Annotated in this window: 26 protein-coding genes; 8 read left to right on the top strand and 18 right to left on the bottom strand. The window is 57.6% G+C overall.

Features of this window, described 5'->3' with window-relative positions; translation table 11 throughout:
* Window positions 1-86: 86 nt before the first annotated feature.
* The 5 genes from norW to ABIB18_RS03085 all read right to left on the bottom strand — a co-directional run bounded on the left by norW (window position 87) and on the right by ABIB18_RS03085 (window position 3,786).
* A complete protein-coding gene (gene norW / locus ABIB18_RS03065; RefSeq protein ID WP_031377305.1) occupies window positions 87-1,232 on the bottom strand; it encodes an NADH:flavorubredoxin reductase NorW in 1,146 nt (381 codons plus the stop codon).
* A gap of 4 nt (window positions 1,233-1,236) precedes the next feature.
* Window positions 1,237-2,712, bottom strand: coding sequence for an anaerobic nitric oxide reductase flavorubredoxin (gene norV, locus ABIB18_RS03070; protein WP_069727995.1), 1,476 nt, complete (start codon window positions 2,710-2,712; stop codon window positions 1,237-1,239).
* Between the two features lie 199 nt (window positions 2,713-2,911).
* A complete protein-coding gene (locus tag ABIB18_RS03075; protein WP_354473617.1) occupies window positions 2,912-3,277 on the bottom strand; it encodes a TehB family protein in 366 nt (121 codons plus the stop codon).
* Window positions 3,278-3,290: 13 nt separating this feature from the next.
* Entirely contained in the window at window positions 3,291-3,524 is a 234-nt protein-coding gene (locus tag ABIB18_RS03080) for a DUF2526 family protein (protein WP_031377308.1), read from the bottom strand.
* 4 nt (window positions 3,525-3,528) lie between these two features.
* Window positions 3,529-3,786, bottom strand: a complete 258-nt coding sequence (locus ABIB18_RS03085; protein WP_031377309.1) for a hypothetical protein — start codon at window positions 3,784-3,786, stop codon at window positions 3,529-3,531.
* 150 nt (window positions 3,787-3,936) lie between these two features.
* Between ABIB18_RS03085 and norR the strand changes: the two genes are divergently transcribed.
* The 4 genes from norR (at window position 3,937) to ABIB18_RS03105 (ending at window position 7,871) form a co-directional block, all read left to right on the top strand.
* A complete protein-coding gene (gene norR / locus ABIB18_RS03090; protein WP_354473618.1) occupies window positions 3,937-5,457 on the top strand; it encodes a nitric oxide reductase transcriptional regulator NorR in 1,521 nt (506 codons plus the stop codon).
* Between the two features lie 84 nt (window positions 5,458-5,541).
* Window positions 5,542-5,790, top strand: a complete 249-nt coding sequence (locus tag ABIB18_RS03095; protein WP_354473619.1) for a hypothetical protein — start codon at window positions 5,542-5,544, stop codon at window positions 5,788-5,790.
* Window positions 5,791-5,955: 165 nt separating this feature from the next.
* Window positions 5,956-7,146: an MFS transporter gene (locus ABIB18_RS03100; RefSeq protein ID WP_046288470.1), complete on the top strand. Its 1,191-nt coding sequence runs from the start codon at window positions 5,956-5,958 to the stop codon at window positions 7,144-7,146.
* A 221-nt stretch (window positions 7,147-7,367) separates the two neighbouring features.
* Window positions 7,368-7,871, top strand: a complete 504-nt coding sequence (locus ABIB18_RS03105; RefSeq protein WP_031377984.1) for an isochorismatase family protein — start codon at window positions 7,368-7,370, stop codon at window positions 7,869-7,871.
* A 156-nt stretch (window positions 7,872-8,027) separates the two neighbouring features.
* Here the strand turns inward: ABIB18_RS03105 and ABIB18_RS03110 are convergent, their stop codons facing one another.
* Complete coding sequence (locus ABIB18_RS03110; RefSeq protein ID WP_031377985.1) at window positions 8,028-8,435, bottom strand: RidA family protein; 408 nt, start codon at window positions 8,433-8,435, stop codon at window positions 8,028-8,030.
* A 138-nt stretch (window positions 8,436-8,573) separates the two neighbouring features.
* Between ABIB18_RS03110 and ABIB18_RS03115 the strand changes: the two genes are divergently transcribed.
* Entirely contained in the window at window positions 8,574-9,167 is a 594-nt protein-coding gene (locus tag ABIB18_RS03115) for a TetR/AcrR family transcriptional regulator (RefSeq protein ID WP_354473620.1), read from the top strand.
* Between the two features lie 109 nt (window positions 9,168-9,276).
* Here the strand turns inward: ABIB18_RS03115 and ABIB18_RS03120 are convergent, their stop codons facing one another.
* Window positions 9,277-10,578, bottom strand: a complete 1,302-nt coding sequence (locus ABIB18_RS03120) for an LLM class flavin-dependent oxidoreductase (RefSeq protein WP_354473621.1) — start codon at window positions 10,576-10,578, stop codon at window positions 9,277-9,279.
* Window positions 10,579-10,625: 47 nt separating this feature from the next.
* Window positions 10,626-11,696 carry an iron-containing alcohol dehydrogenase family protein gene (locus tag ABIB18_RS03125; RefSeq protein ID WP_354473622.1) on the bottom strand — a complete coding sequence of 357 codons (1,071 nt, stop codon included), beginning with the start codon at window positions 11,694-11,696 and terminating at the stop codon, window positions 10,626-10,628.
* A gap of 301 nt (window positions 11,697-11,997) precedes the next feature.
* On the opposite strand from ABIB18_RS03125, the gene ABIB18_RS03130 reads away from it, so the two are divergent.
* From ABIB18_RS03130 to ABIB18_RS03140, 3 genes are read left to right on the top strand one after another with little or no spacing between them, the layout of a single operon-like run.
* Window positions 11,998-12,543 (top strand): GNAT family N-acetyltransferase, encoded by a 546-nt coding sequence (locus ABIB18_RS03130; protein WP_031377989.1) that lies wholly within the window; start codon window positions 11,998-12,000, stop codon window positions 12,541-12,543.
* The gene (locus ABIB18_RS03135) at window positions 12,540-13,691 is read left to right on the top strand and encodes an amidohydrolase (RefSeq protein WP_069727989.1); all 1,152 of its coding nucleotides are present in this window, start codon (window positions 12,540-12,542) and stop codon (window positions 13,689-13,691) included. Before ABIB18_RS03130 ends, ABIB18_RS03135 begins: the two co-directional genes overlap by 4 nt.
* On the top strand, window positions 13,691-15,010 hold the full coding sequence (locus ABIB18_RS03140; protein ID WP_354473623.1) for an MmgE/PrpD family protein: 1,320 nt from the start codon (window positions 13,691-13,693) through the stop codon (window positions 15,008-15,010). Before ABIB18_RS03135 ends, ABIB18_RS03140 begins: the two co-directional genes overlap by 1 nt.
* A gap of 4 nt (window positions 15,011-15,014) precedes the next feature.
* Here the strand turns inward: ABIB18_RS03140 and ABIB18_RS03145 are convergent, their stop codons facing one another.
* From ABIB18_RS03145 to ABIB18_RS03190, 10 genes are all read right to left on the bottom strand, one after another.
* Window positions 15,015-17,300 carry a molybdopterin-dependent oxidoreductase gene (locus tag ABIB18_RS03145; protein ID WP_354473624.1) on the bottom strand — a complete coding sequence of 762 codons (2,286 nt, stop codon included), beginning with the start codon at window positions 17,298-17,300 and terminating at the stop codon, window positions 15,015-15,017.
* A 36-nt stretch (window positions 17,301-17,336) separates the two neighbouring features.
* A complete protein-coding gene (locus ABIB18_RS03150; RefSeq protein ID WP_031376963.1) occupies window positions 17,337-18,098 on the bottom strand; it encodes an amino acid ABC transporter ATP-binding protein in 762 nt (253 codons plus the stop codon).
* The gene (locus ABIB18_RS03155) at window positions 18,091-19,014 is read right to left on the bottom strand and encodes an amino acid ABC transporter permease (RefSeq protein ID WP_354473625.1); all 924 of its coding nucleotides are present in this window, start codon (window positions 19,012-19,014) and stop codon (window positions 18,091-18,093) included. The genes ABIB18_RS03150 and ABIB18_RS03155 overlap by 8 nt, the downstream gene beginning before the upstream one ends.
* On the bottom strand, window positions 19,011-19,913 hold the full coding sequence (locus ABIB18_RS03160) for an ABC transporter substrate-binding protein (protein WP_374043807.1): 903 nt from the start codon (window positions 19,911-19,913) through the stop codon (window positions 19,011-19,013). Before ABIB18_RS03160 ends, ABIB18_RS03155 begins: the two co-directional genes overlap by 4 nt.
* A 452-nt stretch (window positions 19,914-20,365) precedes the next feature.
* Complete coding sequence (locus ABIB18_RS03165) at window positions 20,366-21,568, bottom strand: amino acid permease (protein WP_031376966.1); 1,203 nt, start codon at window positions 21,566-21,568, stop codon at window positions 20,366-20,368.
* 596 nt (window positions 21,569-22,164) lie between these two features.
* Window positions 22,165-23,547 carry a heavy metal sensor histidine kinase gene (locus ABIB18_RS03170; protein WP_031376967.1) on the bottom strand — a complete coding sequence of 461 codons (1,383 nt, stop codon included), beginning with the start codon at window positions 23,545-23,547 and terminating at the stop codon, window positions 22,165-22,167.
* A complete protein-coding gene (locus ABIB18_RS03175; RefSeq protein ID WP_069727984.1) occupies window positions 23,544-24,218 on the bottom strand; it encodes a heavy metal response regulator transcription factor in 675 nt (224 codons plus the stop codon). The genes ABIB18_RS03170 and ABIB18_RS03175 overlap by 4 nt, the downstream gene beginning before the upstream one ends.
* Before the next feature lie 23 nt (window positions 24,219-24,241).
* Entirely contained in the window at window positions 24,242-25,003 is a 762-nt protein-coding gene (locus ABIB18_RS03180) for an alpha/beta fold hydrolase (RefSeq protein ID WP_179420047.1), read from the bottom strand.
* Window positions 25,004-25,317: 314 nt separating this feature from the next.
* Entirely contained in the window at window positions 25,318-25,950 is a 633-nt protein-coding gene (locus tag ABIB18_RS03185) for an alanyl-tRNA editing protein (protein WP_354473626.1), read from the bottom strand.
* A 57-nt stretch (window positions 25,951-26,007) separates the two neighbouring features.
* A complete protein-coding gene (locus ABIB18_RS03190) occupies window positions 26,008-26,922 on the bottom strand; it encodes a LysR family transcriptional regulator (protein ID WP_031376971.1) in 915 nt (304 codons plus the stop codon).
* Window positions 26,923-26,980: the final 58 nt, after the last annotated feature.

Genomic DNA, 26,980 nt, shown 5'->3' on the forward strand with positions numbered 1-26,980 from the left:
GAAGCCGGCAGGATCGCGTCTGACATCCGCTGCACCGTGGGAAGCGTGCAGCGGTCTGGTGTATCGTGCCGGCGTTACCGATGCGGTTAAGTGGCTGCTGGGGTGTTTAACGCCTTCAGCAGGCTGAACGCCACCTTCATGTGATCTTCACTGACCACAAAAGCGCGCATCACCCCGTCCGGGTCATAACCTTTCGCGATCACGCCGTCTGAAGAGAACGCCATCTGCCAGTTGTAGGCCGGATTAGCCGGATCGCCCGCCAGCTGAAGCGGCATATCCGGTGTTTTGACCTTGATCAGCATCGGAGGCAGCGTCAGGTTAGCGGCCTGTCCGGTCAGATTTTTGGCCAGGGTGATCGCCGCCAGCGTCGCCGGCTGCAGGTAAGGCATCAGTTTTCCCTCTATCTCTGCGCAGTCGCCCAGCGCATAAATATCGGGAACCGAGGTGGCGAGCGTGCGATCAACGACAATGCCATGACGCACCTCGATACCCGCTCTTTTTGCCAGCCCTGAATCGGGACGTAAGCCGATGGCGCACACCACCGCGTCAAAACACTTTTTCTCTCCGTCGCTGAAGGTAGCTGCAACAGAATCTGCCTGGCGGGCAAGTTCAGTCACTTCAGTCTGGAACATCATCTGCACGCCGCTGTTGATTAATCGGTGTTGCAGACGACCGCTGATTTCCGGCGGCAACAGCGCGGCGAGCAGACCTGCACTGCGATCAATAATCGTTACCTGTTTACCGGCACGATTAAGATCCATTGCCAGTTCGGTACCGATCAGCCCGGCTCCGATGATCAGCACCCGTGCCGCATTCATCAGCCCGGTGGCGCACTGGCGATATTCCTGCTGACTGTTGAGCGTGTAGATCAGTTCACTGCCCGGCATCGCCGGAATCACAGGCCGGGCACCGGTGGCCAGCACCAGCTTTCCGTAAGCAAAATCGCCTGCGCTGCTGTTCACCCTGCGCGCCAGCGTGTCGATGTCGCTAACCACAGTGCAAGGATGCAGCATGATGTTCTGGCTTTCGGCCCACTCCGCTGCCGTCTGACGGGTTAAGTCATCGGCCGCGCAGCGCAGGCTGATCACATGGCTCAGCTCAGGCTTGTTGTACTCATCGCAGCTGTCGGCCGCGAGAACCCGAATCGGTACCGTTTTATCCTGCTGACGAAGGTGCTTAACCAGCTGCCGGGCGGCGAACCCGGAGCCGATAATCACAATATCTTCAGACATTCGCTTAGCCCTCGAAAGGATCAAACACAGATTTACCCAGTGCGCATCCCGGACATAAGAAATCGTCAGGTACCTCTTGCCATGCGGTGCCAGGTTCAACGCCCTGATTTGGTTCACCGTCTGCCGGGTCGTACACCCACTGGCAGACGGTACAGATCATTTTCTGTTCAGCGCCTTCGCCCGCTTCTGCCATCGCCACGCCATCACGGTTTACCGCTGCGGCGGCTGCAATCGCGGCTGGCACTGCTTCCTCAGCGGGCTTTGGCGCTGAGTCAGGCAGCGGAGAGAGCGCCCATTCACGGGCGATTTTGCGGCCGTGTTCGCGACACGCTTCCAGCGCGGAGAGATCGGGACGCCACTTCGCTTTAAGCGCGATGGTCATATCGAAACCGGCATCCTGCAGTCGGGTGGCGACCCGGTCCACGGCACCGCCGGTCCAGCCATAAGAACCGAACGCTGAGGCGCGTTTATTGCGGAATTTCAGGCCAGTCATCTCTTCCAGCATGCCGGCGATTTTCGGCATCATCACGTTATTCATGGTGGAAGAACCGACCAGAATGCCTTTTGAGCGGAAGCAGGAGGTGATGATTTCATTTTTGTCGTGGGTGGAGACGTTATAAACCTTCACTGCCACCCGCGGATCGGTCTCGCGGATGCCTTCGGCAATCGCATCGGCCATCATGCGGGTATTATTCGACATCGCGTCGTAGAACAGCGTGATGCGATCTTCCTGATAATCGGCTGCCCATTTCAGATACAGCTCAACGATCTGTACCGGGTTGTCGCGCCACACCACGCCGTGCGAGGTTGCGATCATGCTAACCGGCAGGCCGAAGCTGAGAATCTCGGTGATTTTCGCGGTGACCAGGCGAGCAAACGGGGTCAGGATGTTAGAGAAGTAACGCTGGCACTGGTCGAATAATTCGTTCTGATCAACTTCATCGTTGAACAGATGTTCATCGCAGTAATGCTGACCAAAGGCATCGTTACTGAATAACACCGCATCTTCCGTCATGTAGGTCATCATGCTGTCTGGCCAGTGCAGCATCGGAGTTTCAATGAAGATCAGCTTTTTACCGTTGCCGATATCCAGTGAGTCACCGGTTTTAACAATGTTGAAATTCCATTCTGGATGGTGATGATGCCCGTTGATGGAGTCGACGCCGTTTGCCGTACAGTAAATCGGGGTGCCGGGGATCAGCGCCAGTAACTCGGCCAGCGCGCCACAGTGATCTTCTTCAGCGTGGTTAATGACGATGGCGTCGATTTTTTTCAGATCGATCTCTTCAGCCAGGTTTTTGACAAAATCGGAGCGGAATCTGAGATCGACCGTATCGATCAGCACCGTCTTTTCTTCACGAATCAGGTAGCTGTTATAGCTGGTGCCACGCTGCATTTTGTACTCTTTACCGTGAAAATGCTCGACTTCCCAGTCACGTTTACCCACCCAGGAAATGTTATTTTTAACATGGATATTCATCAGAAATTCTCGCAGTGTAAGTGATAGTCCCGTATCTCTTTGCATCTGCCGTGCCAACTTTTAACTCATTGTTTTATATAAAATTAAATTATAAACATTGTTTTAAAGACATGGGTGTAAATTGTTTTGTTCACAATGCATTGTTTTAATGACAAGGCTACGGGCAATAAAAAACCCGCCGCAGCGAGTCTGAAGAAAATTAATTTTTTGTCCTGGGCGGGATATGTACCTCACGCTCAAATCCGTTGCCGGTTAAGGCGACATCCGGATCGGCAAAAAAATCGATATTGAAGTAAGTGTCGTCAGTTAAAAGCGCAATCCGATGCCAGTATTGCGGCGGGCTGATACCAAACTGCCCGGCGTTAATGGTGACTTCCATTTCGTGGGTTGTCTCATTTTCACTGGCAAAACCAAAATATTTTACCGCACCGCGCATCACCGATAGCCGGCCATAGACGCCTGCGCGGGTGTTGTGATGGGTTAACAGTGCTTTTGGCACACTTTCCCGGTTCCAGAAAGGCGTGGAGCGGGTATGAACAAAATGTTGTGGGATGCTCTGGGTCATCGTCAATCTCCGGTTAGCCAATGATTCCGCCGCGAGTAAGCCAGTTACGGCGTTGTTCAGCGAGTTCCTGTTTTTCGGTACTGTGTTTAAACACCGCCATCCGCAGGCGCTGTTGCTGGCTATAGCGCTCTTCCCGGCTCAGTTCGGGATCTTCACTCAGCGCACACAGCAGCGTATTCATCTCGCGAATGACATTGTTCGCTAAGGCGGCCTCGACCGCCCTGTTCACCTCTTCTCTATGGTTCATGGCATTACCCCATATAAGTATTAAGCTGTTGGAGCAGCAGTGCGCCTGCGACGATAAGGGAGACCGGGGTGTAGGGAATATCTAAATCGACCCAGGCTTTGCGTCCGTTATACACCGTTTCGAAATGCAGCCGGTCCGGGGCACTCTGTCGGTAAGTAAACACCGGTCCACGCGGACCGCCGAACGCCGCCCAGCGCAATGAATTGGCGGCGGTTTCGAGCTGTTCTGTGGTAAGCACGTGCGTCGTTTTCAGGTCGGACATGGTTCTGCTCCTTAAAAAGTCTCTGTATGAGATAGAGCAAACTTTGTGCCATTTTTTAAGTGCTTGATATTCCTCATCAGGTCAACGTGATATTGTGTTTATAACAACGTAATACATTGTTATTAAGACAACCCGTGTGCAGGTGACTATATGGCTTTATCTGTTGAGACGCTGGCTGGGCTGGCAGTGGATATTCAAAAAGGCGTAAGCGGCCGCGATCGCTTTAGCCAGATGATTAAGAGTATCCACGCCGCGCTGCACTGCGACGCTACCGCGCTGTTACGCTATGAAAAACAGCAGTTCAGACCGCTGGCCACCGCTGGCCTGGCACCTGACGTGATGGGACGCCGGTTTAAACTTGACGCCCATCCCCGGCTTGAGGCGATTGCGCGCGCCGGTGATGTGGTGCGTTTCCCGGCCGACAGCACGCTGCCCGATCCCTATGACGGCCTGATCCCCGAACAGGGTGAATTACATGTGCATGCCTGCGTCGGGATGCCGCTCTTTTCGGGACAGCGGCTGATCGGGGCGCTGACCCTCGACGGCATTAACGCTACCCAGTTTGATAATTTTAGCGATGAAGAGCTGCGCGTGCTGGCAAGCCTGACCGCCGGTGCGTTAAATAATGCTTTGCTGATGGAACAGTTAGAAAAGCCGGCCTCCTCTTTTACCCCGCTGCCCTTCCGGCCTGAAGAGGATCAGGAGATGCAGATCATCGGTGAATCTGCCGCGCTGCTGCATCTGAAAAAAGAGATCGGCGTGGTTGCGCCCTCTGACCTCATCGTGCTGATCATGGGCGAAACCGGAACCGGCAAGGAACTCATCGCGCAGGCGATCCATCGCCATTCTCATCGCGCGGCCCGGCCGCTGATCTATCTCAATTGCGCAGCGCTTCCGGAAACCGTAGCGGAAAGTGAGCTTTTTGGTCACGTAAAAGGGGCCTTTACCGGCGCGATTCACGATCGTCCGGGTAAGTTTGAGCTGGCGGATAAAGGAACCTTATTTCTGGATGAAATTGGCGAACTGTCGCTTTCGCTGCAGGCCAAACTGCTACGCGTGCTTCAGTACGGCGACCTGCAGCGGGTCGGCGAGGACAAAGCGCTGACCGTTGATGTGCGGATTATTGCTGCGACCAACATGGATATGCGTAAAGCGGTCACCGAGGGGCGATTCCGGGCGGACCTGTTCCACCGCTTAAGCGTTTTCCCGCTGTTTGTTCCGTCGCTGAATGAGCGCCGCGACGATATCGTGCTGCTGGCCGGTTACTTCTGCGAGCAATGCCGGATGAAGTTCGGGCTGATGAGCGTGGCCCTGAGTCCGGCGGCCAGCAGCCTGCTTGAAGCGGCGGACTGGCCAGGCAACGTTCGCGAACTGGAGCATGCAATTTATCGGGCGGCGGTTATCGCCCAGGCTGAATCGCCAACCGGCGAAGTGATCCTGTTTCCCCAGCATTTCAGCTTCGAGAATCAGGCGCCGCCTGAGTCACGATTGACCGAATCGGTTAACAGCATGCCAATGATGAGTCTCAACGATGCCACCCGTAAATTCCAGTATGACTACATCCGCCATGTCTATGAAAGTAATGGCAAAGTCTGGGCCAGAGTGGCGCGCCAGCTGGAGCTTGATCCCGGTAACCTTCATCGTCTGGCCCGCAAGCTGGGCCTGAAATAGCAATAACGACGGCTGAGTGCCGGCAATTTTCTCACTACGATATCTGCCAGCGCGCCTTGCCATGACGGCGCGCTGGCACAGCCATTGCCACTGCTGCTGCTGTTGTTGTTGTTGTTGTTGCCACTTTTGCCGCGGTTGCCGCTGCTGCTGTCGTTGTTGCCACTTTTGCCGCGGTTGCCGCTGCTGCTGTTACTGTTGCTGCTGTTGTTGCCACTGCTGTCGCTGTTGCAATACAGCTCCCCGCCTCGCCTCAGCCTGAAAAGTCAGTTTCCCCTGTTGCTCCGCCGCCTGCTTCAACTCAACGGTAAAACGCGAGGCATGAGGTTGGCCTGATGTCATCGTTTAATGGCTGGCGGGCAACTCACGCCACTGCACGGTACGCTTTACACTCTTCGCTATACCAGACAGGTCGGCTCGATTCATCCGGCGGGATGCGGCTTTCTGCCCACGGACCGGCTGTCAGCCTGCCTGATCTTCTGTTGCGGAGCGTTAATCACAATGAAAAATATCCATCGCCCGGTGCTGATACTGGCTGGCTCCCAGGCGATATTTCAGACCATTTCTATCCTGACAATGACGATTGGCGGTCTGGCCGGTGACCTGCTGGCCCCTTCGCCCGCCCTGATCACCTTGCCGTTGTCGATGGCCAGCCTCGGCACCGCTCTTGTCATGTTTCCGGCGTCATTGTGGATGAGCAAAGTCGGCAGAAAAACCGGCTTTATCAGCGGTGCGCTGAGCGGAATTGTTGCCGCCGCCGTTTCAATGACAGCAATGGCACTGCACTCTTTTCTGCTGCTGTGTCTGGGCATGTTTTTCCTCGGCGTTTATCAGGCTTTCGCACAGTTTTACCGCTTTGCGGCAAGCGAAGCGGCGCTGCCCGCGTTACGGGCGAAAGCGATTTCGCTGGTGCTGGCCGGTGGCGTCGTCGCCGCCCTGCTGGGGCCGCTGCTGGCGCGCAGTGGCAGCGCCCTGTTCGCGATCCCTTACCTCGGCTCGTTTCTTTTTATGGGGATTATGGCGTTACTCGGCGTGGTGGTGCTTTCCGGTCTGCAGATGCCGCCGCCGCAGAGCGCCGTGCCGGATCCGGTCGCAGCCCGGCCGTGGAAAACCGTGCTGTCCCAGCCCGCGTATCTGGTGGCACTTTTCTCCGCCGCCTCCGGATTCGGCATTATGGTACTTGCGATGACGGCGACGCCAATTGCAATGCATCATCATGCGTTTGACCTTAGCCAGAGCGCTGAAGTGATCCAGCTGCACGTGCTGGGTATGTTTCTGCCCTCCTTCTTTACCGGCAAACTGATTGCGCGCTTTGGTGTGATTAGCATCATGCTGACCGGCGTCCTGCTTATGCTGGGTTACATTGGGCTGGCCTGTACCGGGGTCAGCTGGGGAGGATTTGCCGGTGCGTTAATCCTGGTCGGCACCGGCTGGAACTTTCTCTACATCGGCGGAACCACCCTGCTTGCGACGACCTATACCACCAGTGAAAAAGGGGTGGCGCAGGCGGTCAACGACATGAGCGTGTTTATCTTCTCTCTTATTTGTTCACTGAGTGCCGGATCGCTGCTCAGTCTGTACGGCTGGAAAACCATGAACCTGCTGTTACTGCCGTGGGTGCTGCTGCTTGCGCTGCCGCTGCTGTGGCTGGCCTGGCATCAGAAACGGCTGACGGCTGCAACTACGTCATAATATGACAATGGATGAACGCGCCATTCAGCCGGCCGCAGGGGTAAGCGACCAGCAGCCCGCAGGCTGGCTGAGGCCACCGAGTAACGCGTTACGCCTGCCCGATCAATGAGCAGGTAATGTGATCGGGTCGCCGATAAGGATATTCATAACGCAGATGATCGTGATATGGCTGACTGACGATAACACCACGCTCTTCCTTCCCTGTTAATAAAGGATCCACCATGAAAAATGCCCTGATCGTGATTGATATTCAGAATGACTACTTCCCCGGCGGGGCCTTTCCGCTTGAAGCAGCAGATGAGGCGTGTAAGGCGGCCGTTAAAGCGATTAACGACGCGCAGCAAAAAGGATGGCTGATTGTCGGCGTTCAGCATATCGCCACCGCTGAGGCACCTTTTTTCCGCCCGGAGAGCGAAGGCGCAGCGTTTCATCCGGATATTGCTGCGGCGCTGGGCAATGCGCCGGTGGTGGTTAAGGCTGAAGCGGACAGCTTTTTTAACACGAATCTCGAACCGTTACTCAGCGAGCACGGTATTACCGATATCTATCTCACCGGCATGATGACGCAGCACTGTGTCACGCATACGGCGCTTTCTCCCCAAAGCCAGCCAATGAAAGTCCACATTATCGCCGCGGGTTGCGCAGCACCGACCCGTGCGCTGAGCGATCTCGCCCTCTCCGGCCTGCGGGTGCGCTGTAGCGTGGAACAGGCAATCCTGAACTAAGCGGCGCCCTTTACCGCCTGCAGAGGCCGGTAAGGGTGATCGTCGCGGCGCGTCATAAGCCCCGATATCGCACCGATCAGACTGCCGGCTTTGTCGTAGCCGGCTTTATCTCTCCCGCTGAAGCGGCCTCTTTTTACAACAGCTCGGCCGGCTGACTCAGTGGTTATCCGCCGCTTCAGGTACCCGCGCAATCACTTTGATTTCAAAATCAAAGCCCGCCAGCCAGTTGACGCCGACCGCCGTCCAGTTCGGGTAAGGCGCCTGCCGCCATATTTCATTTTTAATCGCCAGCACCGTGGCGAACTGGTTTTCCGGATCGGTATGAAATGTGGTGACGTCTATCAGATCATCCAGCGTACAGCCCGCTGCAGCCAGCGTGGCTTGCAGGTTACGAAACGCCAGTCGGACCTGCTCAGCCAGTTCAGGTTCAACCGAACCGTCGGCGCGACTGCCAACCTGTCCGGAAACAAACAGCAAATCACCGGATTTAATCGCCGCAGAATAGCCATGCTTTTCGTATAGCGCATGACGCCCTGCCGGGAAAATCACTTCACGCTGCATCATAAAATCGCCTTATTGTGGATTGACGTGACGGCGCATGGAAAACCACGCCCCGATTCAGATACGAACCGTATATGAATAAATCATGCATACGCCTCGTATGTCAATTAATATACGCAGCGTATCAACGAGGGAGGAAATATGGCTGCAGGTCGTCGTGCTGAAACAATGAAAGAGAATCGCAGTAAACTGATCTTTGCTGCCCGCAAGGCCTTTGCCGAGCGGGGATTCGCCGAGGCATCGATGGATGACCTGACGGCCAGCGTCGGGCTTACCCGGGGGGCGCTGTACCACAATTTTGGCGATAAAAAAGGCTTACTGGCTGCGGTAGTGGCGCAGGTGGACAGCGAGATAGCGCTGCGTGCCAGAGACGTTGCCGCCGCCGCTGATACCGCATGGGAAAAGCTGATGCTGGAGGGGGCCGCGTACATTGAAATGGCGCTCGACCCGGAAGTGCAGCGTATCGTATTGCTTGATGGGCCGGCCTTTCTTGGCGATCCCACCCGCTGGCCCAGCCAGAATGCCTGCCTGGAAGCCACCCGCAGCGCCTTAGCGCAAATGGCGGCGAGCGGCACGCTCAGGCCGGTCGATGTGGAAGCTGCGGCACGCCTGCTCAACGGCAGCGCATTTAATGCTGCACTCTGGGTGGCAGCCAGCGATAATCCCAGACAAACGCTGCCCAAAGCGATTGAGGCGTTCAGGCTGCTGGCAGGTGGATTGCTGTCGGCTGATTAAGGCCGGTTCCGAAACAGACCGGCGACCTGAGCCGCCGGGTTTAACTGTTTTCCCGATGATCCGGCGGAGTGGATAGCGCCTCGCCAGCGTAACCGATCGATCCTTGCCGTTACACCACGGGCAAACCCAGGTTCTCGCGTAGCGTGGCAAACGGGTAATCGTCATGGAACAGCCCACGGCGGCGCAGTTCCGGGATCACCCGTTCGACAAACAGGTCGAGCTGTTCCGGCATGATGGCGGGCATGATGTTAAAGCCATCCGCGCCGCCCTGTTCCAGCCACAGCTGGAAATCATCAGCAATATCCTGCGCGGTACCGACAATCACCCGGTGCCCACGTGAACCCGCCGCAATGGCTGCCAGCTCACGCAGCGTCAGGTTTTCACGTTTTGCCATTTCGGTCATCAGCTTAACGCGACTCTGGTTCCCTTCACCCGGCGGCACCTCCGGCACCGGGCCATCCAGCGGATACTGGCTGAGATCCATGCTGAATCGCAGCGAAAGCTGACGCAGCCCATTATCAATATCCACCAGCGTATTCAGCTCCTTCCACAGCGCCTGCGCCTCTTCGCGCGTGCGGCCGACAATCGGCATCACGCCAGGCATGATCACCACATGATCCGGATTACGTCCGGCAGCAACCACCTGCTCTTTCTGGCTGCGGTAGAAGGTTTGCGCTTCCTCAAGGCTGGCGGCGGCGGTGAAGATCACCTCTGCGGTCTCAGCCGCCAGCTTCTGACCATCGGCAGAGGAACCGGCCTCAATAATCACCGGACGCCCCTGCGGAGAACGGGTGATGTTAAGCGGGCCCTGTACCTGGAAATGCTCGCCCTGATGGTTGATCGGCTTGATTTTGTCATCGACAAAATATTCACCGGTCTGCTTGTTGGGCTGAACCGCACCCTCTTCCCAGCCTTGCCATAACTTGTTGGTGACCTCGAGGAACTCGCGCGCCCGGGCATAGCGTGCGGCGTGGTCGGGCATATCGCTGCGGCTGAAGTTACGGGCAACATCGTCTGAAAACGAGGTCACGACGTTCCAGGCTGCGCGCCCCCGGCTGATGTGATCCAGCGATGAGAAGCTGCGCGCCAGGGTAAAGGGATCGCTAAAGGTGGTAGAGGCGGTCGCCGCCAGGCCAATGCGACGGGTATTGACCGCCAGCGCGGAGAGCATCGTCAGCGGTTCCAGTCGGGCCATGGTCGACGGCAGTCGGTACATGCTGGTTGCCAGCGCATCGCCGACAAAAAACAGGTCGAACTTACCCGCTTCCGCTTTTTTGGCGAGGGTGATCAGCCAGTCGATGTCCGTGGGATCGCCGAGCTGCTGGGTCAGACGCCAGCCGCTGACGTGTTGTCCCACCGGCTGAACGAAAAGACCGAGTCGCAGGCGACGTGATGATGTTGGCTGTTGCATAAAAGATTCCTGGTCGGTAAAGGTGAAAAGTCGGGCCGCAGCCCGGCTTAAACAAGGTGGTCAGTCGCCAGCAGTGCCTGCTCCAGCGTCGCCGCGGTCATGGTAAACGGCAGGCGTTCTGCACTGGCTTGGGGAAACTTAATCTGCTGCGCGAGAGTGTGCAGACGTGCAGCGCGATCGCCACTCAGGGCCGGCAGCGTTAGCGGCATCGCATATTGACGTAACAGTGCCAGCAGCCCGGCATCAGGCTCACCGTGATGTTCAATCAGCGACTGCACCAGCAGGCTGTACCCGACTTTCTCGCCGTGCAGCCAGTGGTGCAGCTCCGGCTGGTGGGTCAGTTGATTATGAATGGCATGGGCAACGCCCGGCGTAGGCAGCACGTCACGCACGCTGTTCGCCAGTCCGGCCAGCACGATACTGGCATCAATCACCCTGACCAGTGCCGGCGTGACCTGCTGCTGCTGGTTGGCTGCCACCGCCGCGTCACCCCACTGCTGAAAGGTTTCCAGCGCCCGCCGTGCGGTCATCACTTTAAGATCCAGCGCCAGGTCGTCCGGGTTGTGACGCTGATACGGCTGGAATTCGTAATATTTTGCCAGCGCATCAACAATGCCCGCTTTCAGGTAACGCACGTCGCTGCGCGCGATCACTTCGCTGTCTACCAGCACCAGCTCGGGCATTTTCCCCAGCGGCTGACTGCGCAGATGCTCTCCCCGATCGCTGTAGATGATGGCAAGCGGCGACCAGGCGGCGCAGGTGGCGGCCAGGGTGGCAAAGTTAACCAGCGTGACGGCCGGGAGCTGGCTGGCTGCGGCTTTAGCGGCATCCAGTACCCGTCCACCGCCAATCGCCAGCAGCAGCTCAGCCCCCTGCTGTTCGGTATTGTGTTTTAAGTGGGCGATCGCCTGTTCAGTACATTCACCGGGTAAATACTCCAGCTGCCAGCTAATTCCGCTGGTCTCAAGACTCTGGCTTAATTCCGGATTAACCGCCTGCCAGGCGTGCGGCGAGGTAAATATACGAATATGCGTGGCGTAAGGTTTAATAAATTCACCGGCACGGGCGCGCAGGCCAGCCTCATGCGCGTAGGCGCGCGGAGATTTAATCGCTAACACGTTTCTATCCTGTTTATAGGTAAGGCCGGTTACAGGTAACGCCGGTTTATAAGGGAGGCTATAACCGATAAAGTTAATTTATTACATGGAGTTAATGGCGTTTTGTTATAGCGTCATTTGTTTTTTTCATACTACGGCAACCACCAATTTAAGCAATCAAAAACCGGCCAATTCAATTTCACAAATAGGCATTAGGATAGTTATTTTTCAGATATAGCCACCGGGTTTTAACTGTTAATCTCATTAACCTTAAACGCTGACTTAATTATCCGCCCGCCGGGTGGCTATTCCGGGAAATATTATGCAACTCGACTTTCGTCAGGTGAGAGCAGATGAAATCACTCTCTATCTGGCGCTGATGCACGCCGCTTATGCGCCGGTAAAAGCACTCGGCATCCATTTCGATGCCGCCACGGCCGATCGGGATAAGGCGCTGCGCCATCTGCAAAGTCACGGAGTTTATGCGCTGTATGCCGACGGTGTAATGGTCTCCTCAGTGACCCTGCGTTATCCCTGGGGGCCGCTGCCCGGTCCGTTTGGCCTGCCGCACATCGGCTGGTTTGGCGCGCATCCGGATTATGCTGGCCAGCATTTTGGCCGGCAGATTCTCCATCGGCTGGAGCAGGAGATCCTGATTGGTCAGCTGCGCGCACCGGCCGTCTCTCTCGGTACCGCCCTCAGCCATCCGTGGCTGCAACAGCTCTACCTCAAGCGTGGCTTCCAGCCGATGCATACCACTGACCTCGGTAAAGGCCACATCACCCTCTATATGAAGAAAGTGCTGGATGAAGCGGCACACCATGCCTGGCTGAGCCGTCAGGTACCACCACAAGGGAACATCGCATGAGCACCTTAGATCAGGCGGCGCTGGGCGAACGGTTGATCGCGTTGCGCCATGAACTGCATCGTTTTCCGGAACTGTCGAACCAGGAATTTGAAACCACCGCCCGCTTGCGGCAGCAGCTGGAGCAGCATCAGATCCGCATCCTCGATCTACCGCTGAAAACCGGCCTGGTGGCGGAGATAGGATCGTCATCGGGACCGCTGGTGGTGCTGCGATCTGATATTGATGCGTTGCCGATTGAGGAACAGTCCGGCGTCAGCTTTCGATCGGAACGTGCTGGAGTCATGCACGCCTGCGGCCATGATTTCCACTGCACCGCGGCGCTCGGTGCGGCAATCCTGTTAAAGCAGCAGGAAGCCAGCCTGTCCGGCCGGGTGCGCATTTTGTTCCAGCCGGCGGAAGAGACGGGCCAGGGCGCGCCAGCGGTGATCGCTACCGGTGCCCTCGCCGATGCGCGGGTGATTTTTGGTCTCCATAACGATCCCTCGCTGCCGGCGGGAGTGATCGGCAGTAAAGCGGGTCCGCTTACCGCCGCAGTAGATCGCTTTGATATCAGCATTACCGGCATCGGCAGTCATGCGGCCAAACCCCATCAGGGTAACGATCCGATTGTTATTGCGGCGCAGATTGTCGCCGCTGCCCAGACGCTGATCAGCCGTAACGCCCCGTCCGCCGATAACGCGGTGGTCTCGATTACGCAGATTCACAGTGGCAGCACCTGGAACGTCATTCCGGAAGGTGCCTGGCTGGAGGGGACGGTGCGATCGTTTTCGCAGCCTACCCGCGAACGGCTTGAGCAGCGCTTCCGTACCCTGGTGGCGGGCATCGGCGCGGCGTTTGATGCGCAAATCAGCTTTAACTGGCAGGCCGGACCGCCGTCCGTGGTGAATGATGCCTACTGGACAGAGGTTGCACTGCAGCAGGCCAGCGCCAGCGGATTTGAAGCCCGGGTGGTGGAAGCCAGCCCGATTGGCGAAGACTTTGCCTTTTACCAGCAACAGCTGCCCGGCGCTTTTATGATGATCGGTACCGGAGAACCCTATGCGCTGCATCATCCGGCATTTCGTATTAATGATGCCGTGCTGCTGCCCACCGCACGCTACCTGGCCGATCTGGCGCGGACAGCACTCACACTGCCGGAGCCGTCCTGATGAGCGGGACCGCCGCGCTGGCTGAGCGCATCGTCCACAGTCAACCGGATGCGCGGACACGCGACCACGCGCGACAAGGGATAGCCGATTTTCTGGCGGTGAGCTGGCCGGTGTTACAGGGTCAGGTGCCCGATAGCGGCTTACCGGCCCTGCGTACCGTCTACGGTGATGGCGGCATCCGTTCGCAGGCATTGCTGCTCGGCTACGCCGGTCATGCGCTCGATTATGATGATTTCCATGCCGATTTCCGCGGTCACCCCAGCGTGGTGATCCTGCCGGCGCTGTTTGCCTGGCTGTCAGGCCAGCCCGCCGCCAGCGTGGAACAGTTCTGTGATGCCTATGTGGTGGGGGTGGAAACGGCCGGCCGGCTGGGACTGGCGGCCAGCCAGCAGCACTATGCGCTGGGCTATCACAACACCGCGACGCTGGGCACCCTTGCCGCCGCCGCGGCGCTGGCTCGTTTCCTCGGCCTGTCCGCTGCCGCCACCGCCAGCCTGCTGGGGATCGCGGCTACCCAGGCCAGCGGTTTACGCGCTCAGTTTGGCTCGGCGGTAAAACCGCTGCATGCCGGCCTGGCGGCGGAACGTGCGGTGACCTCGGCCCAGCTGACGCTGGCTGGCATGACGGGCCGACCAGAAAATGTGATTGAGTCCTTTCTGGCCGCCAGCAGTGATGGCCAGGCGCAGCCGGAAAAGTTGACGCAGAACTGGGGTCAGCCCTGGCGTATCAGCACCCCCGGGCTGGAGTTTAAGCCGTTCCCGACCTGCGCCGGTACCCACAGCGCGGCGGAAGCGGCGGGTCTGCTACGCCAGCAGTGGCTGTCCAGCGGCCAGCCGCTTGATGCACTGCTGCGCCAGATCGTGGCTATCACCGTCGCCTTTCCGCCCGGCGGTGACATTGCCGCCCCGGTCACGGTACCAGTCAACGGTATCGAAGCGCGCTTTAGCCTCGAATATGTGATTGCCGCGATGTTGATTTACGGCGATCTGCGGTTGTCAGATTTTGCCGAAGGCGATGTTAATCCGGAGATTATGCCGCTGGCCGCCCGCGTTCGCCGTATGCCGGATCCTTCTGCGCCGCCGGATGCCCTCAATCCGGCACAGCGCTTTCACCGCGTGACGCTGTCGCTGGCGGATGGCAGCACACGGCATCAGCAGCGCACGCGGCAGGAATCGCTGGCGGAGGGCGTTGATGTCGGGCGTAAACTGCGACTGGCACTGGGTGACAGCTCACCGGAACTGCTGGCGCACAGCGCGCTCCGCTCAACCGCCGATTTGCAGGCAGTGACAGACGCACTGCTGCAAAGTCTGCGGCCATAGCGGCTTAGTGTGGCGGAATAAAAGCCCGCACCGGCGGCCGTTCGCCCCTGAATTTCCGCACCTGCACCACCGTAATCTGTCCGCTGCAGCCCTGGGTCAGGGAGGAGGTGCCGATGTCCAGCGTCAACACGTTCGGATTACCGTGACGGCATAACGGGCGGGCGGCGGCAGGATCGACCGGATCGTACCAGGCACCGGTAGGCAACTGCAGCACGCCAGCCATGATGCTGTCGGTGACGCGGGCACTGGCAAGCACGTGGCCGCGATCGTTGTACAGCTCAATCAGATCGCCCTCGGCGATAGCCAGCCGGGCCGCATCCTGCGGATTGAGGCTGCACACTTCCCGTCCGTCGCGCTTACCGCTCAGGCTAAAATCGCCAAAATCGAGCTGGCTATGCAGGCGCGTCGCTGGCTGGTTGGCAATCAACCAGAAGGGATGATCAGCCGTCGGCTTTTGCTGCGGCTCACGCCACACCGGATGACCCGGACAGTTTTGATAGTTAAAGCTGGCGATGGTGGCGGAGAAGATCTCAATTTTTCCGCTTGGTGTCGGCAGCGGTGCGGCATCAGGATCGGCACGAAACGCGTTGATCATCCGGCCACCATCCTTTAACTGCGGCAACGTCAGCACGCCCTGCTGCCAGAACGTGTCGAAATCCGGAATCGATACCTGATGTGCCGCCAGTTTTTGCTGTAGCTGATGGTAATGATGTTGCAGCCAGCCACGCGCATCACGCCCTTCGGTAAACGCCTCTTGCCTGCCGAGCCGCCGCGCCAGTTCACTGAAAATCGTGTAGTCATCGCGCGCTTCAGCATAAGGCGCAGCCACCGGCTGCATCGCGATTAAATGCCGATCGGTTGGCGCACCGCCGATATCTTCCCGCTCCAGCGTCATGGTGGCGGGCAACACAATATCGGCGTGGCGAGCGGTGGCGGTCCAGGCGCTCTCATGCACGATAAAAGTATCGAGCTGACAAAAAGCCTGACGCAGGCGCGCCAGATCCTGATGATGATGAAAAGGATTGCCGCCCGCCCAGTAAGCCAGACGGATATGGGGATAGCGCAGCTGACGGCCGTTGTAATCAAATCGGGTGCCCGGATTCAGCAGCATATCGGCAATCCGCGCCACCGGAATAAAGCGGTCGATGCCATTTTTACCCTGCGGTAAGGCCGGAAAGCTGACCAGATTATGGTGTTTGCCATAATGGCCCAACGCGCCAAGCGCATAGGTGTAGCCGCCGCCGGGCAGGCCGGGTTGGCCGAGTGCCGCCGCCAGCACCAGGCCGAGCCACACCGGTTGTTCGCCATGCTCGGCGCGCTGTAACGCATGCGCCACCGTCACCAGCACCCGTTTGCCGTGCAGCTGACGGGCGAACTGTCTGATAACGTCGTGGCTGACGCCACAGATGCTGGCCGCCCAGTGCGCATCGCGCACTACGCCATCCTCTTCACCGCGCAGATAAGCCACCATCTCAGGCCAGCCGACGCAATAACGGGCCAGAAACGCCTCATCGGTTAACGCCTCTTCGATCAGCACTGCCAGCAGACCGAGCATAAACGCCGCATCGGTGCCGGGTCGCAGTGCCAGCCACTCGCCCCGCGCGTCGTCCGGCAGATCGCTTTTCAGCGGACTGACCGAGATAAAGCGGGTTCCGCGCCGCGCCGCCTGCTGCATAAAATCACGTTCGGTATGCTCACTCAAACCGCCACTGGCGACCTGAGAATTTTTCAGCGCCAGTCCGCCAAAGGCCAGCACGATATCGCTGTGGCTGGCGATCTCTTCCCAGCTCACGCCACGGCGGGCAATTTCGTTCATCTCACCGACGATGTGCGGCAGCAGCACCGAGGCCGCGCCGGAACTGTAACTGTTGACTGACCGGACATAACCGCCGAGCGTGGTGTTAAGAAAGCGGTGCACCTGACTTTGTGCATGATGGAAGCGACCGGCGCTGGACCAGCCATATGAGCCGCCAAAAATTCCCACCGGCCCCCAGGTCTGCCCGACCCGCGAGAGTTCCTGCGCCACCCGTTGCAGGGCGTCGTCCCAGTCGATGGCGATATAGTCATCGACCCCGCGACGCGAGTCGGGACCCGGCCCATTCTCCAGCCAGCCACGCCGCACCATCGGGCGGGCAACCCGCGCCGGATGATTGAGTGCCTGCTGGAAGTTTTGCAATAAAGGACTGGGATGGGGATCGCCCTCGAACGGATCGATAATCAGGCGATCGCCTTCGCGCCGGGCATGAAAAGCCCCCCAATGCGCGCTGTGCATTACCGGTTTCTGCGTCATCACGTTTCCTGGCTTACGGGCAACAAAAAACGCTGCTTACAGCACCGTTGCAATAAAGTTTCTGACCCGTCCGTTGGCCGGATCGTCGAGCACCTGTTGTGTCGGACCCGCGGCGATAATTTTGCCGCTTTCCATAAACACAATGTTGTCCGCCACTTCGCGAGCAAAGCCAATTTCGTGGGTCACCACCACCATGGTGATCCCGGAGTGCGCCAGCTGCTTTATCACCTGGAGCACTTCGCCGACCAGCTCAGGATCGAGCGCGGACGTCGGCTCATCAAACAGCAGCACGCCGGGGTCCATCGCCAGCGCACGGGCAATCGCCACACGCTGCTGCTGACCGCCGGAAAGATTTTGCGGCCACTCCTGCTCGCGTCCGTCCAGACCCACCTGTTTCAGCAACGCCAGCGCTTTGCTGGTCGCCTGCTGGCGATTCTGTTTTTTCACCCGCATCGGTGCATCAATGATGTTTTGCAAGACGGTGCGGTGCGGGAACAGATTGAACTGCTGGAACACCATGCCGATTTCAGCGCGCTGGCGGGCAATCGCCCGGCTGCTGAGTTCATGCAGCGCCTGGCCCTTTTGCTGATATCCCACCCTCTCTCCGCCAATGCGGATGGTGCCGCCATCGAGCTTTTCGAGGTGGTTGATACAGCGCAGCAGAGTCGATTTACCCGAACCGGACGGACCGAGGATAACGGTCACCGAGCCGGCGGGAATATCGAGGTTAACTTCATCGAGAATGGTCACGCCGGAGAAGCGCTTGGTGACCTTGCGCAGTGCGATCGCTTCAGCCATTGCTGCTGCTCCTTGCGGTTTTCAAGCCAGAAAAGCGCGCCAGTGACGGCCATAAACGGCGCGTTTCACGGCGGGTGACGCCGCGGCCAAAATAACGTTCGACGTAATATTGTCCCACCGACAACACCGAGGTCATCAGCAGATACCACAGCGTCGCGACCAGCAGCAGCGGGATCACTTCATAGGTGCGCTGATAAATAATCTGCGCCGAGAACAGCACGTCCTGCAGTGAGATCACCGATACCACCGCGGTGGTTTTTAACTGGCCGATAATTTCATTACCGGCGGGCGGCAGAATGGCACGCATTGCCTGCGGTAACACGGTATAGCGGAAAATCTGCGCCGGGCGATAACCGAGGGCGCGTGCGGCTTCAACCTGCCCATTACCCACGCTCTGGATGCCGGCACGCACAATCTCTGCGGCATAAGCAGACTGATGCATCACCAGCGCGATCACCGCGGCGCTGAACGGGCTGACCAGCGCATTGGACTGGGCGCTCCAGATCTCGCCATAGCCGGGGATCGACAGCGCGATTTTGGGATAAAGGGCCGCGATGTTGTACCAGAGAAACAGCTGCACCAGCATCGGCACGCCGCGGAAAAACCAGGTATAGGCCCAGCTTACCGCGACCAGCACCGGGTTGGCGGAGAGGCGCATCAGCGCCAGCACCGTGCCGAAAGCAAACCCCAGCACCACCGAGATCGCCGTCAGTTGCAGCGTCATTAACACACCCTGCAGAATGGAGGGCGCGGTAAAGTTCGCCGCAATCACGTCCCACTCAAAGCGCGGATTGTTAATCATCGAGTTCGCCATCGCCACCACGCACAACAGCACGACCAGCGCACTCAGCCAGCGTCCATAGTAGCGTTTACCGACAATTCTCAGATCCTCGGTGTGGTCATCAGGCGCACTCATTTGAAAATGTCCTGATTACGTCTGGCTTCGGTCACCGCACCAAAGCCAATTCCCCAGTTATCGAGGATTTTCTGGTAGCTGCCATCTTTGATCAGTGAATTTAGCGCCGCCTGAACTGCCGGTTCCAGCGCAGAGTCTTTCGGGAAAGCCACCGAGACCGGCGCATCATTAACGCTGATCTCACCGCTCATGGTCAGCGGTTTAATCACCTTCACCTGCCACAGCAGCCCTTCATACGGCCCGAGGAACATTGGCACCCGACCGCTGACCACCGCCTGCACGCCGGCCGGACGATCCGGGAAGACAGAAACCTTGATCGGCTGTTTGCCTGCCGCCTCACAGGCTTTGCTGGCCTCCTCCAGCCGGGTCACCTGAGTAGTGCCCGAACCGGCCCCCACCTCTTTGCCACACACGTCGCTGAGTGAGGTGAACGGGGCGATCGCCGCGTCTTTCTTTGAAATGATGCCGAGCCGGCTGGCATTGTAATAGCCGACAAAATCGATCTGTTTCAGGCGGGTTGGCGTGGCGTTGATATTTGACAGCGCCACGTCGTAACGGCCAGTTTTCAGGCCCGGAATGATATTGTCGAAGCCGCCGGTGTCGCGCCACTGTACTGCAATCCCCAGACGTTCACCGACGGCATTCATGATGTCGATTTCACGGCCAGCCAGCGTTTTATTATCGTCTTTATAGAAGGTGGTTGGCGGCGTGTTGGGATTGGTTCCGGCCACAATAAAGCCTCGCTGCGCAATATCGGCCGGTATCAGACTTTTCAACGCCGGATCGGCTTTCACATGCACTGAGCTGTCAGTCGGCACCGATTGTTCGGCAGCGACCGCGCTGTGCGCACTCAGCGCAAGGGCAATAAAGGTCATTCCGGTTATAAATTTCACTGGCATCTTTCTCCTGATATTTAAAAACTTTCCCGGAGGAAAAAAGTATTGAGGTGGCGATGTTTTGTTAACCTCAGAAAGCCAGATAAATCACGCGCTTTAAGGGTGTTATCATCCTCGTGATGGTGTGAACTCATTCTCAGTGAATATATGCAGCGATCACAAATGCTTAAAACAGGAATATTTTGCCGGAATATGGCAATAGTCATTTCGGTGGGCGTGAAGCTGCGAGGTCGTCAGGAAATATTGCGCTGGATGGTGATGGATTAAAAAGTCACGGTCTGGTGACGGAGAAACAGCTCGCCCGGCACGCCCGCAGTTTCATGCGTGCCAGTCATCGGGTCGGAACTGGCCGGGCAACAGCCAATCCGGCCAGGGTTAATCATCAGCCCGAACCGCCAGTGAGTGCGACATAATCACGGCGCGGGTCGCACCGGCGAAGGCTTATTTATTCGCGGTTAAATGGCTGAATAGAGCAGCGCGGAAACGGTCAGCAGCCCGCCCATAATGACGATGATAGCCTTCGCGCCACGCAACGGACGCAGTGCTTCACGGGTATAAATCAGATAAGCCGGTATCACGAACAGGAAAATAGCGATTAGCGGCCCGCATACGGTTTCAATCAGGCCAATAACGTTGGGATTAAGGTACACAATCGCATACGACAAGCCGAACAATAGCGCGAAAGCGATCCGTCTGGCCTTACGCTGACCGGCCGCGTCGGTCGCCCTGATTGCGTCGGCGGTCAGGGTGGTTAACGTCTCTGCCACCGGCAGCGAAATGCCGAGAAAAGATTTGGTCATGCCGATTAGCGCGATGAAGGGCGCAATCAACGCCAGCAAACTAAAGCCGCCTTTGCCCTGCATAATTGACATGATATTCAGATTATCCGCTTTGGCTCTGACAAAGGTTTCATGCGGATAGCTCAAAACGCAGCTGAGTACGAAAAAGACAATCGAAACAAAAATCAGGCCGTAGGCCGCCCGCACCACAAACACCGATTGCTTCTCACCACCGTTGCCCGCCTGGCGATACCACGACGCCAGCGGGCTAATCATCGGCGTAGAGCAGAAAGCGAAGGTAATCAGCGGCAGCGTTAACCACAGATTTTTGAGCGTCTCACCGGCAGGCGCATGGCGGGTGGCGCTCAGCTGCCGGAGAAAGTTGGATATGTCCCATGCCGGGATCTGGATAATGGCAATCAGCAGAATGGTTAAGGCGAACGGAATAGCTAACACACTCAGGGTATTTACCACCTTTTCACGCCCTTTGCTCAGCATCAGGAAAAGCAGGCCCAGAACCACAAACACCAGCGCGCCGCGATTCAGCGTGCCGAGATGCAGATGATTGCTGTAATAGTCGTTGATGGTGCTCACCAGCGAGATTCCGTATACCAGCGTAATCGGGAAGTGCGCGGTGCAGAAAAACATCTTGATGGCCTGTTTGCCTTTGGCACCAAAGTAAGCACCAAACAGCGGCAGGGACTTATCCGCCGTCTGGTTGTCCCGCATGAAAACCCGACAGATCAGCACATGAGGGATCACTGACAGCGGCAATCCCAGCAGTAACATCATGATGAAGACAATCGGGCCGAGCGTGCCGATTTCAACCGGTAAAAATAGCGTACCTGCTCCCACCGTAGCGCCATAAACGCCCATCATCCAGACGGTATCTTTAATCGTCCAGCGCGGACGCGAGGGGGTCAGGGTCTCTACGTTCTGCATGGTCATTACAATTCAATGCCTCCCGGCTAGTCGGTGATGTGTTGCTCTGCGATCCCGCATGCTGTGGCGCAGCTTCAGCGCGCTGGCTGGTTGCGCTTTACGCCGTTTTCCCGGTCTGGCTGTTGCTGACGCGGGCGCGCTGAGGGTAACCCTCTTCCCTGATCCATCCTGAGGCGATGGCATGACAGATTACGCAGTAACAACGGAGGGCTGTGGCAGTAATCAGCGTGATCGATCCATGACGTTAATGGCTCTCATTGCTGGTCCCACGTGTTGCATGAAGGCAGTTGCGCGGTAAACAGGCGGTTGTCATAAAGGCTTATCGCTGTCGCGACGTTCAGCACAGACTACGGTAGCCTGGCTGACGCATCTATGATCTTTGTCAGGGAATATGGGGCAGCAAACCGGTGAGCACAGCCGGTTAATGCGCGCACTTTGGGGGTTTAACCGGCGGGTTATGTCGCCTGACGGGCTGCATTGTGCTGATCCAGCATCGATACATTTTCCGGGCCAGCAGGGCCGCAATCTCCCGGTTAATCGCGTCGCGGAAAGCGTAGCGTAAACCGGGTGATGCCGTGCGCGCTGCTCACCTCACAGCTCCCGTGGTGTAAGCGCATAATGCTGCGCACAATAGACAACCCTAACCCGCTGCTGCCCTGATGCCGTGACGCCTCAGCACGCCAGAAACGATCAAAAACGCGCGCCTGCTGTTCGGCGCTCAGCGTCGGGCCGTGATTTTCCACCACCAGTTCGATAGCCGTCGGCTGGACCTTGCTGCAGACGCTCACCGGCGTGCCCGCATCGCCGTAGCGCAGCGCGTTGGCCATCAGGTTGGCCAGCGCGCGTTGCACTAACTGCGGATCGGCCCGCAGTTCGCCCTGCAGTTGCATCTCCAGCCGCATCGCCTTTTCCTCTGCCATATCGTCAAAATAGCTCTGCAGTTTGCCGCCAAGCTGCGCCAGATCGAGAGGTTGTTCATTTAATGCCTGACTGGCATCTTCGGCTTTGGCAAGAAACAGCATGTTGTCGATCATCTTTGCCAGCCGTTCCAGCTCTTCATAATTGGAGCCGAGCAACGCCTGATAATCGCTCTGACTGCGCGTCTGGCTCAGCGCGACTTCGGTCTGGCCTAACAGCGTGCCGATCGGCGTCCGCAGTTCATGTGCCATATCAGCAGAAACCTGGCTCAACTGTTGATAACCGACGTCGAGGCGGCTCAGCATCTGATTAAAGGCGGCCACCAGCGGCTGTAATTCAGCCTGCGACTGTTGCGGCATCCGGCGGGACAAGTGACGCACATCGATCGCTTCCGCTTCCGCCGTCAGGCTGCGCAGCGGTGACAAACCGCGCCGCACCAGCCAGACGCTGATCGCCGCCACCAGCAACGCCGCCAGCGCAGTCGCCAGCAGGATCTGGTGACGATAATGGCTCAGGGTTTGTGTCCGGTCACGCATCAGGCGGCCGGTGAGGATCTCAATCTGCCCGCTGCCATCCCGGGTCGGCGTCAGTGCCGCCGCCGAGATAAACGGCGTGCCGTTGGCGCTGACCAGATGATGCACCGACGACAGCGTCAGCGGCTGGTCAGCGGCAACCGGCGTAATTGCCGGCAGAGGACGCTGGCCGGGATTCACCACGATCAGCGGTGGCTGACCGGGAAAACGCAGCACCAGCAACGACTCGGTATTGCCAAGCATATTGGCGAACAGTCGCGGTTTCTGCTGAATCAGCGTAATCGCATCTTCATCGCGCAGCAGCGTACGGATTTGATCGATGCGCGTCAGCAGTGCGGCATCGTCCCGCACGCCAATCTGCTGGGCCAGTGAGTGATAAAGCGCAAATCCGCAGAGTGAAAAAATAGCGATCACCGTGACGCTGAGCATCAGCGACAGACGCAGCGCCAGGGAGCGTCGCTTCACGCTTCTGCTTCGCAGCGATAACCCACACCGTGTACCGTGTGGATCAGCGGATAGGCAAACGGGCCATCAATTTTCTGCCGCAGACGTTTAACCGCCACATCGACCACGTTGGTGTCGCTATCAAAATTCATGTCCCAGACGCGGGAAGCGATCACGGTGCGGGTCAGCACTTCGCCAGGATGCAGCAGGAACAGATGCAGCAGGTTGAACTCTTTGTTGGTGAGATCGATACGCTGCCCGCCACGCTCGACGCGCCGTTTAAAAACGTCGAGCTGTAAATCGGCCAGCGTGAGAATATCCGGCAGCTTCTGCTGGCTGCCGCGCCGCAGTTGAGTACGGACGCGCGCCAGCAGTTCGGCAAAGGAAAAAGGTTTGACCAGGTAATCATCCGCGCCCAGCTCCAGCCCTTTGATGCGATCTTCCAGCGTGCCTTTAGCCGTCAGGAAGATGACCGGCGTGTGGATCTGCTTATCCATCGCCGCCATCACCTGCCAGCCATCAAGGCCGGGCATCATCACGTCGAGTAAAATCAGATCGTAATGATGCTCGCGGGCATAGAACAGACCATCAACGCCATTTTCCGCCACGTCGACGATAAAACCGGCTTCGGTCAATCCCTTGCGCATGTAATCACGAGCTTTGGCCTCGTCTTCAATCACCAGAATTTTCATGCGCCTCTTCCTGCTGGTTATTTTCAGGGCTGCGCCTGTTGCGCGGCTTGCTCGATCAATTTTACGACATCATCAGGATGCGACTGATACACCGAATGGCTGGCACCGGCAATTTCTACCGTATGGCTGTGCGCGCGTCTGGCATACATGCGCTCCAGATCGGGACTGATAATTTTGTCAGCTTTCGCCACCATGTACCAGCTGGGGTGGGTTTTCCACGCCGGATCGGCAATGTTAGCGGTGAACACCGCAGCGTTGGTTGGCATCTGCGCATGCGCTTCAAAATCGGCCTGCACAGCAGGCAGGTCGGCAGCGAAATCGCTGTGATAATACTGTGGTGCAATGGTCAGATAGCCATCGGCCGAGCGGGCAAACGGATGTGCGCTGTTGGGATATTTTTTACCGTTGCTGGCCTCGGTTTCACCGTTATCCGGCGCATGGGCGGCAATGTAGACCAGACCCGCCACTTTGCTGTCGTTACCGGCTTCACTGATGATCGCCCCGCCGTAGCTGTGACCGACCAGAATCACCGGGCCATTCTGCTGATCGATAATCCGTCGCGTCGCCGTCACATCCTCTGCAAAGCTGGTCAGCGGCTGTTGCACCAGCGTCACGTGATATCCATCCTGGGTCAGCCGGTCATAGACCGGACGCCAGCCCGCGCCACCAACAAAAGCGCCGTGTACCAGCACAATATTTTTTACCGGCTGCGACTGTGCCTGCGCCTCAGCGCCAGCGATAGCCAGCAACATGCCCACGGCCAGAGTAATGCTGTTCAGTTTCATCTTCGTGCTCCTGTTTGGGAAGGTTCGCCTACAGGATATGAAACCCACTCTGACATCAGGGTGAGCGAGTTATGACAAAACCATGACAGCGGCTGCGGGATGAGGCCCGCTCAGTGATTGAGTTGTGGCAGGGTGCAGGCAACTCCCTTTTGGCAGGACCTGCCCGGAAGAGGCCAGGGAAAGGCTGTCCATCGCTCCGGCCAGATCGGTGACCCTCCCCACAATGTTCAGGATGCTCTGTGCGGTGCCGGGAGATGCTGCGGATAATCCCCTGATTAGCGGATGGCTAAGGATGTGTCAGCAGCAGGAGCAGATCAGTCATCGAGTTCGTACTGTACCGATAACTGACCTTTCTTCTCTTTAACCTTAACGATGCGAACCTTACCGATTTCGGTGGTTTTGTTCACGTGCGTGCCACCACAGGCGTAGGGCGTCAGATCGCCCCAGGTGACGCTACGGCGCCCCTCTTCGGCCGACAGTATCCGCTGAAGATCGCGCGCCACTATCTCTGCTACCTCCGCCGCCAGGTTTTCCGCCGTTACCGTAGTGGTCAGCCCAATCGCTTCAAATACAACCCGGCCCTCGCCCGGGCGGTGATTCCCTTTGATACCATGCCAGCCATACTTTTCGGCCGCCACGCCGATGATATGCCCGGCGGAATGATAGCGGGTGTGGATAGCGCGAAGCTCAGGCGCGACGGCGAGATGAACCGGCCCGGCGGCAACCGGCGCAACGGTAAGATGTATCACTTCATCACCTTCCTGCACGGCCTGAAGCACCGCCACACCGTTAAGGGTTCCCTGATCAGAAGGCTGTCCCCCGCCCTGCGGATGGAACAGGGTTGCCGCAAGAATGACGCGGAAACGGCCATCCGGCCCGGGCGTACAGCTGATGACCTGGGAATTCATCTCAAGTGAATCGCTGTGATAGTAGGTTTTCTCAGTCATAAATTATCCACTTTAGTGCCCGGCTCGCGTCGGCGAACTGCGGGCTGAAGCCTGGCGCTACAGGTCTTTTGTCAAAATCTCACGATTGTCCGCCAGGATAGTCAGCATGGCATTAACGTACCTATCCCTGTTTCCCTGGTGCCACATCACACACAGCGGCAGCCCTTCAATTTCCATATCATCGACCGGAGCCAGCGGCAGATACTTTACGCCATCCGCGTTCATGTTGCGGTAAGAGGAAGGAACCAGCGCCACGCCCAGTCCGGCGGCAACAAAGCTCAGGATAGTCTGTTTTTCCTCGGCATATTGCGCAATCACCGGGTACCTGCCGGCCGCTCTGAACAGGTTCATCGTCAGGTCATGGCTGTGAGGACGGGTGCGTCTTTCCGGCACGATGACGGGGTCATTGCAAAAATCCTCTATGCTCACCCGGTCGTAATCCACCAGCCGGTGATGTGCCGGCACCGCCAGCACACAGGTTTCATGGGCAATAAAGCGGGTGGTCAGGGTGACGTCGGTCTGTTCTGGCGGCCGGACAAAGACCAGATCCAGCCAGCCGGAGGTCAGTCGTGGGATCAGACTGTGCGATTTATCTTCGCTGATATGGATATCCGCATCAGGAAAAGCGCTAACGAACAGGTTGAGCAGTTTCGGCAGTAATCCCCTCGCCGCACTGTCAATGGCACCGATCCGCAACGTTTTTTTCTGCGATATCATATTTTTACGAAACTTAAGCCGTAACGCATCAAAATCTGCAACAACGGATTTAGCGTCAATCAGAAACTCCGCGCCTTCCCGGGTCAGGGAGACGTTTCGGGTCGAACGATTCAGCAGGCGAATACCCAGATCCTCTTCCAGTAACCGGATAAAACGGCTCAGTGACGCAGGCATCATTTCAAGCTTGCGGGCAGCCCTGCCAAAGTGAAGCTCATCACCTACCACCACGAAGCATCTCAGCTGATTTATATCCATTTATTGCCCGCATTCAGATTATGCAAATTATTTATATAAACCCTTGCCGATGATAACG

Source organism: Pantoea sp. UYEF8 (assembly GCF_040546285.1).
Classification (GTDB): Bacteria; Pseudomonadota; Gammaproteobacteria; order Enterobacterales; family Enterobacteriaceae; genus Pantoea; species Pantoea brenneri.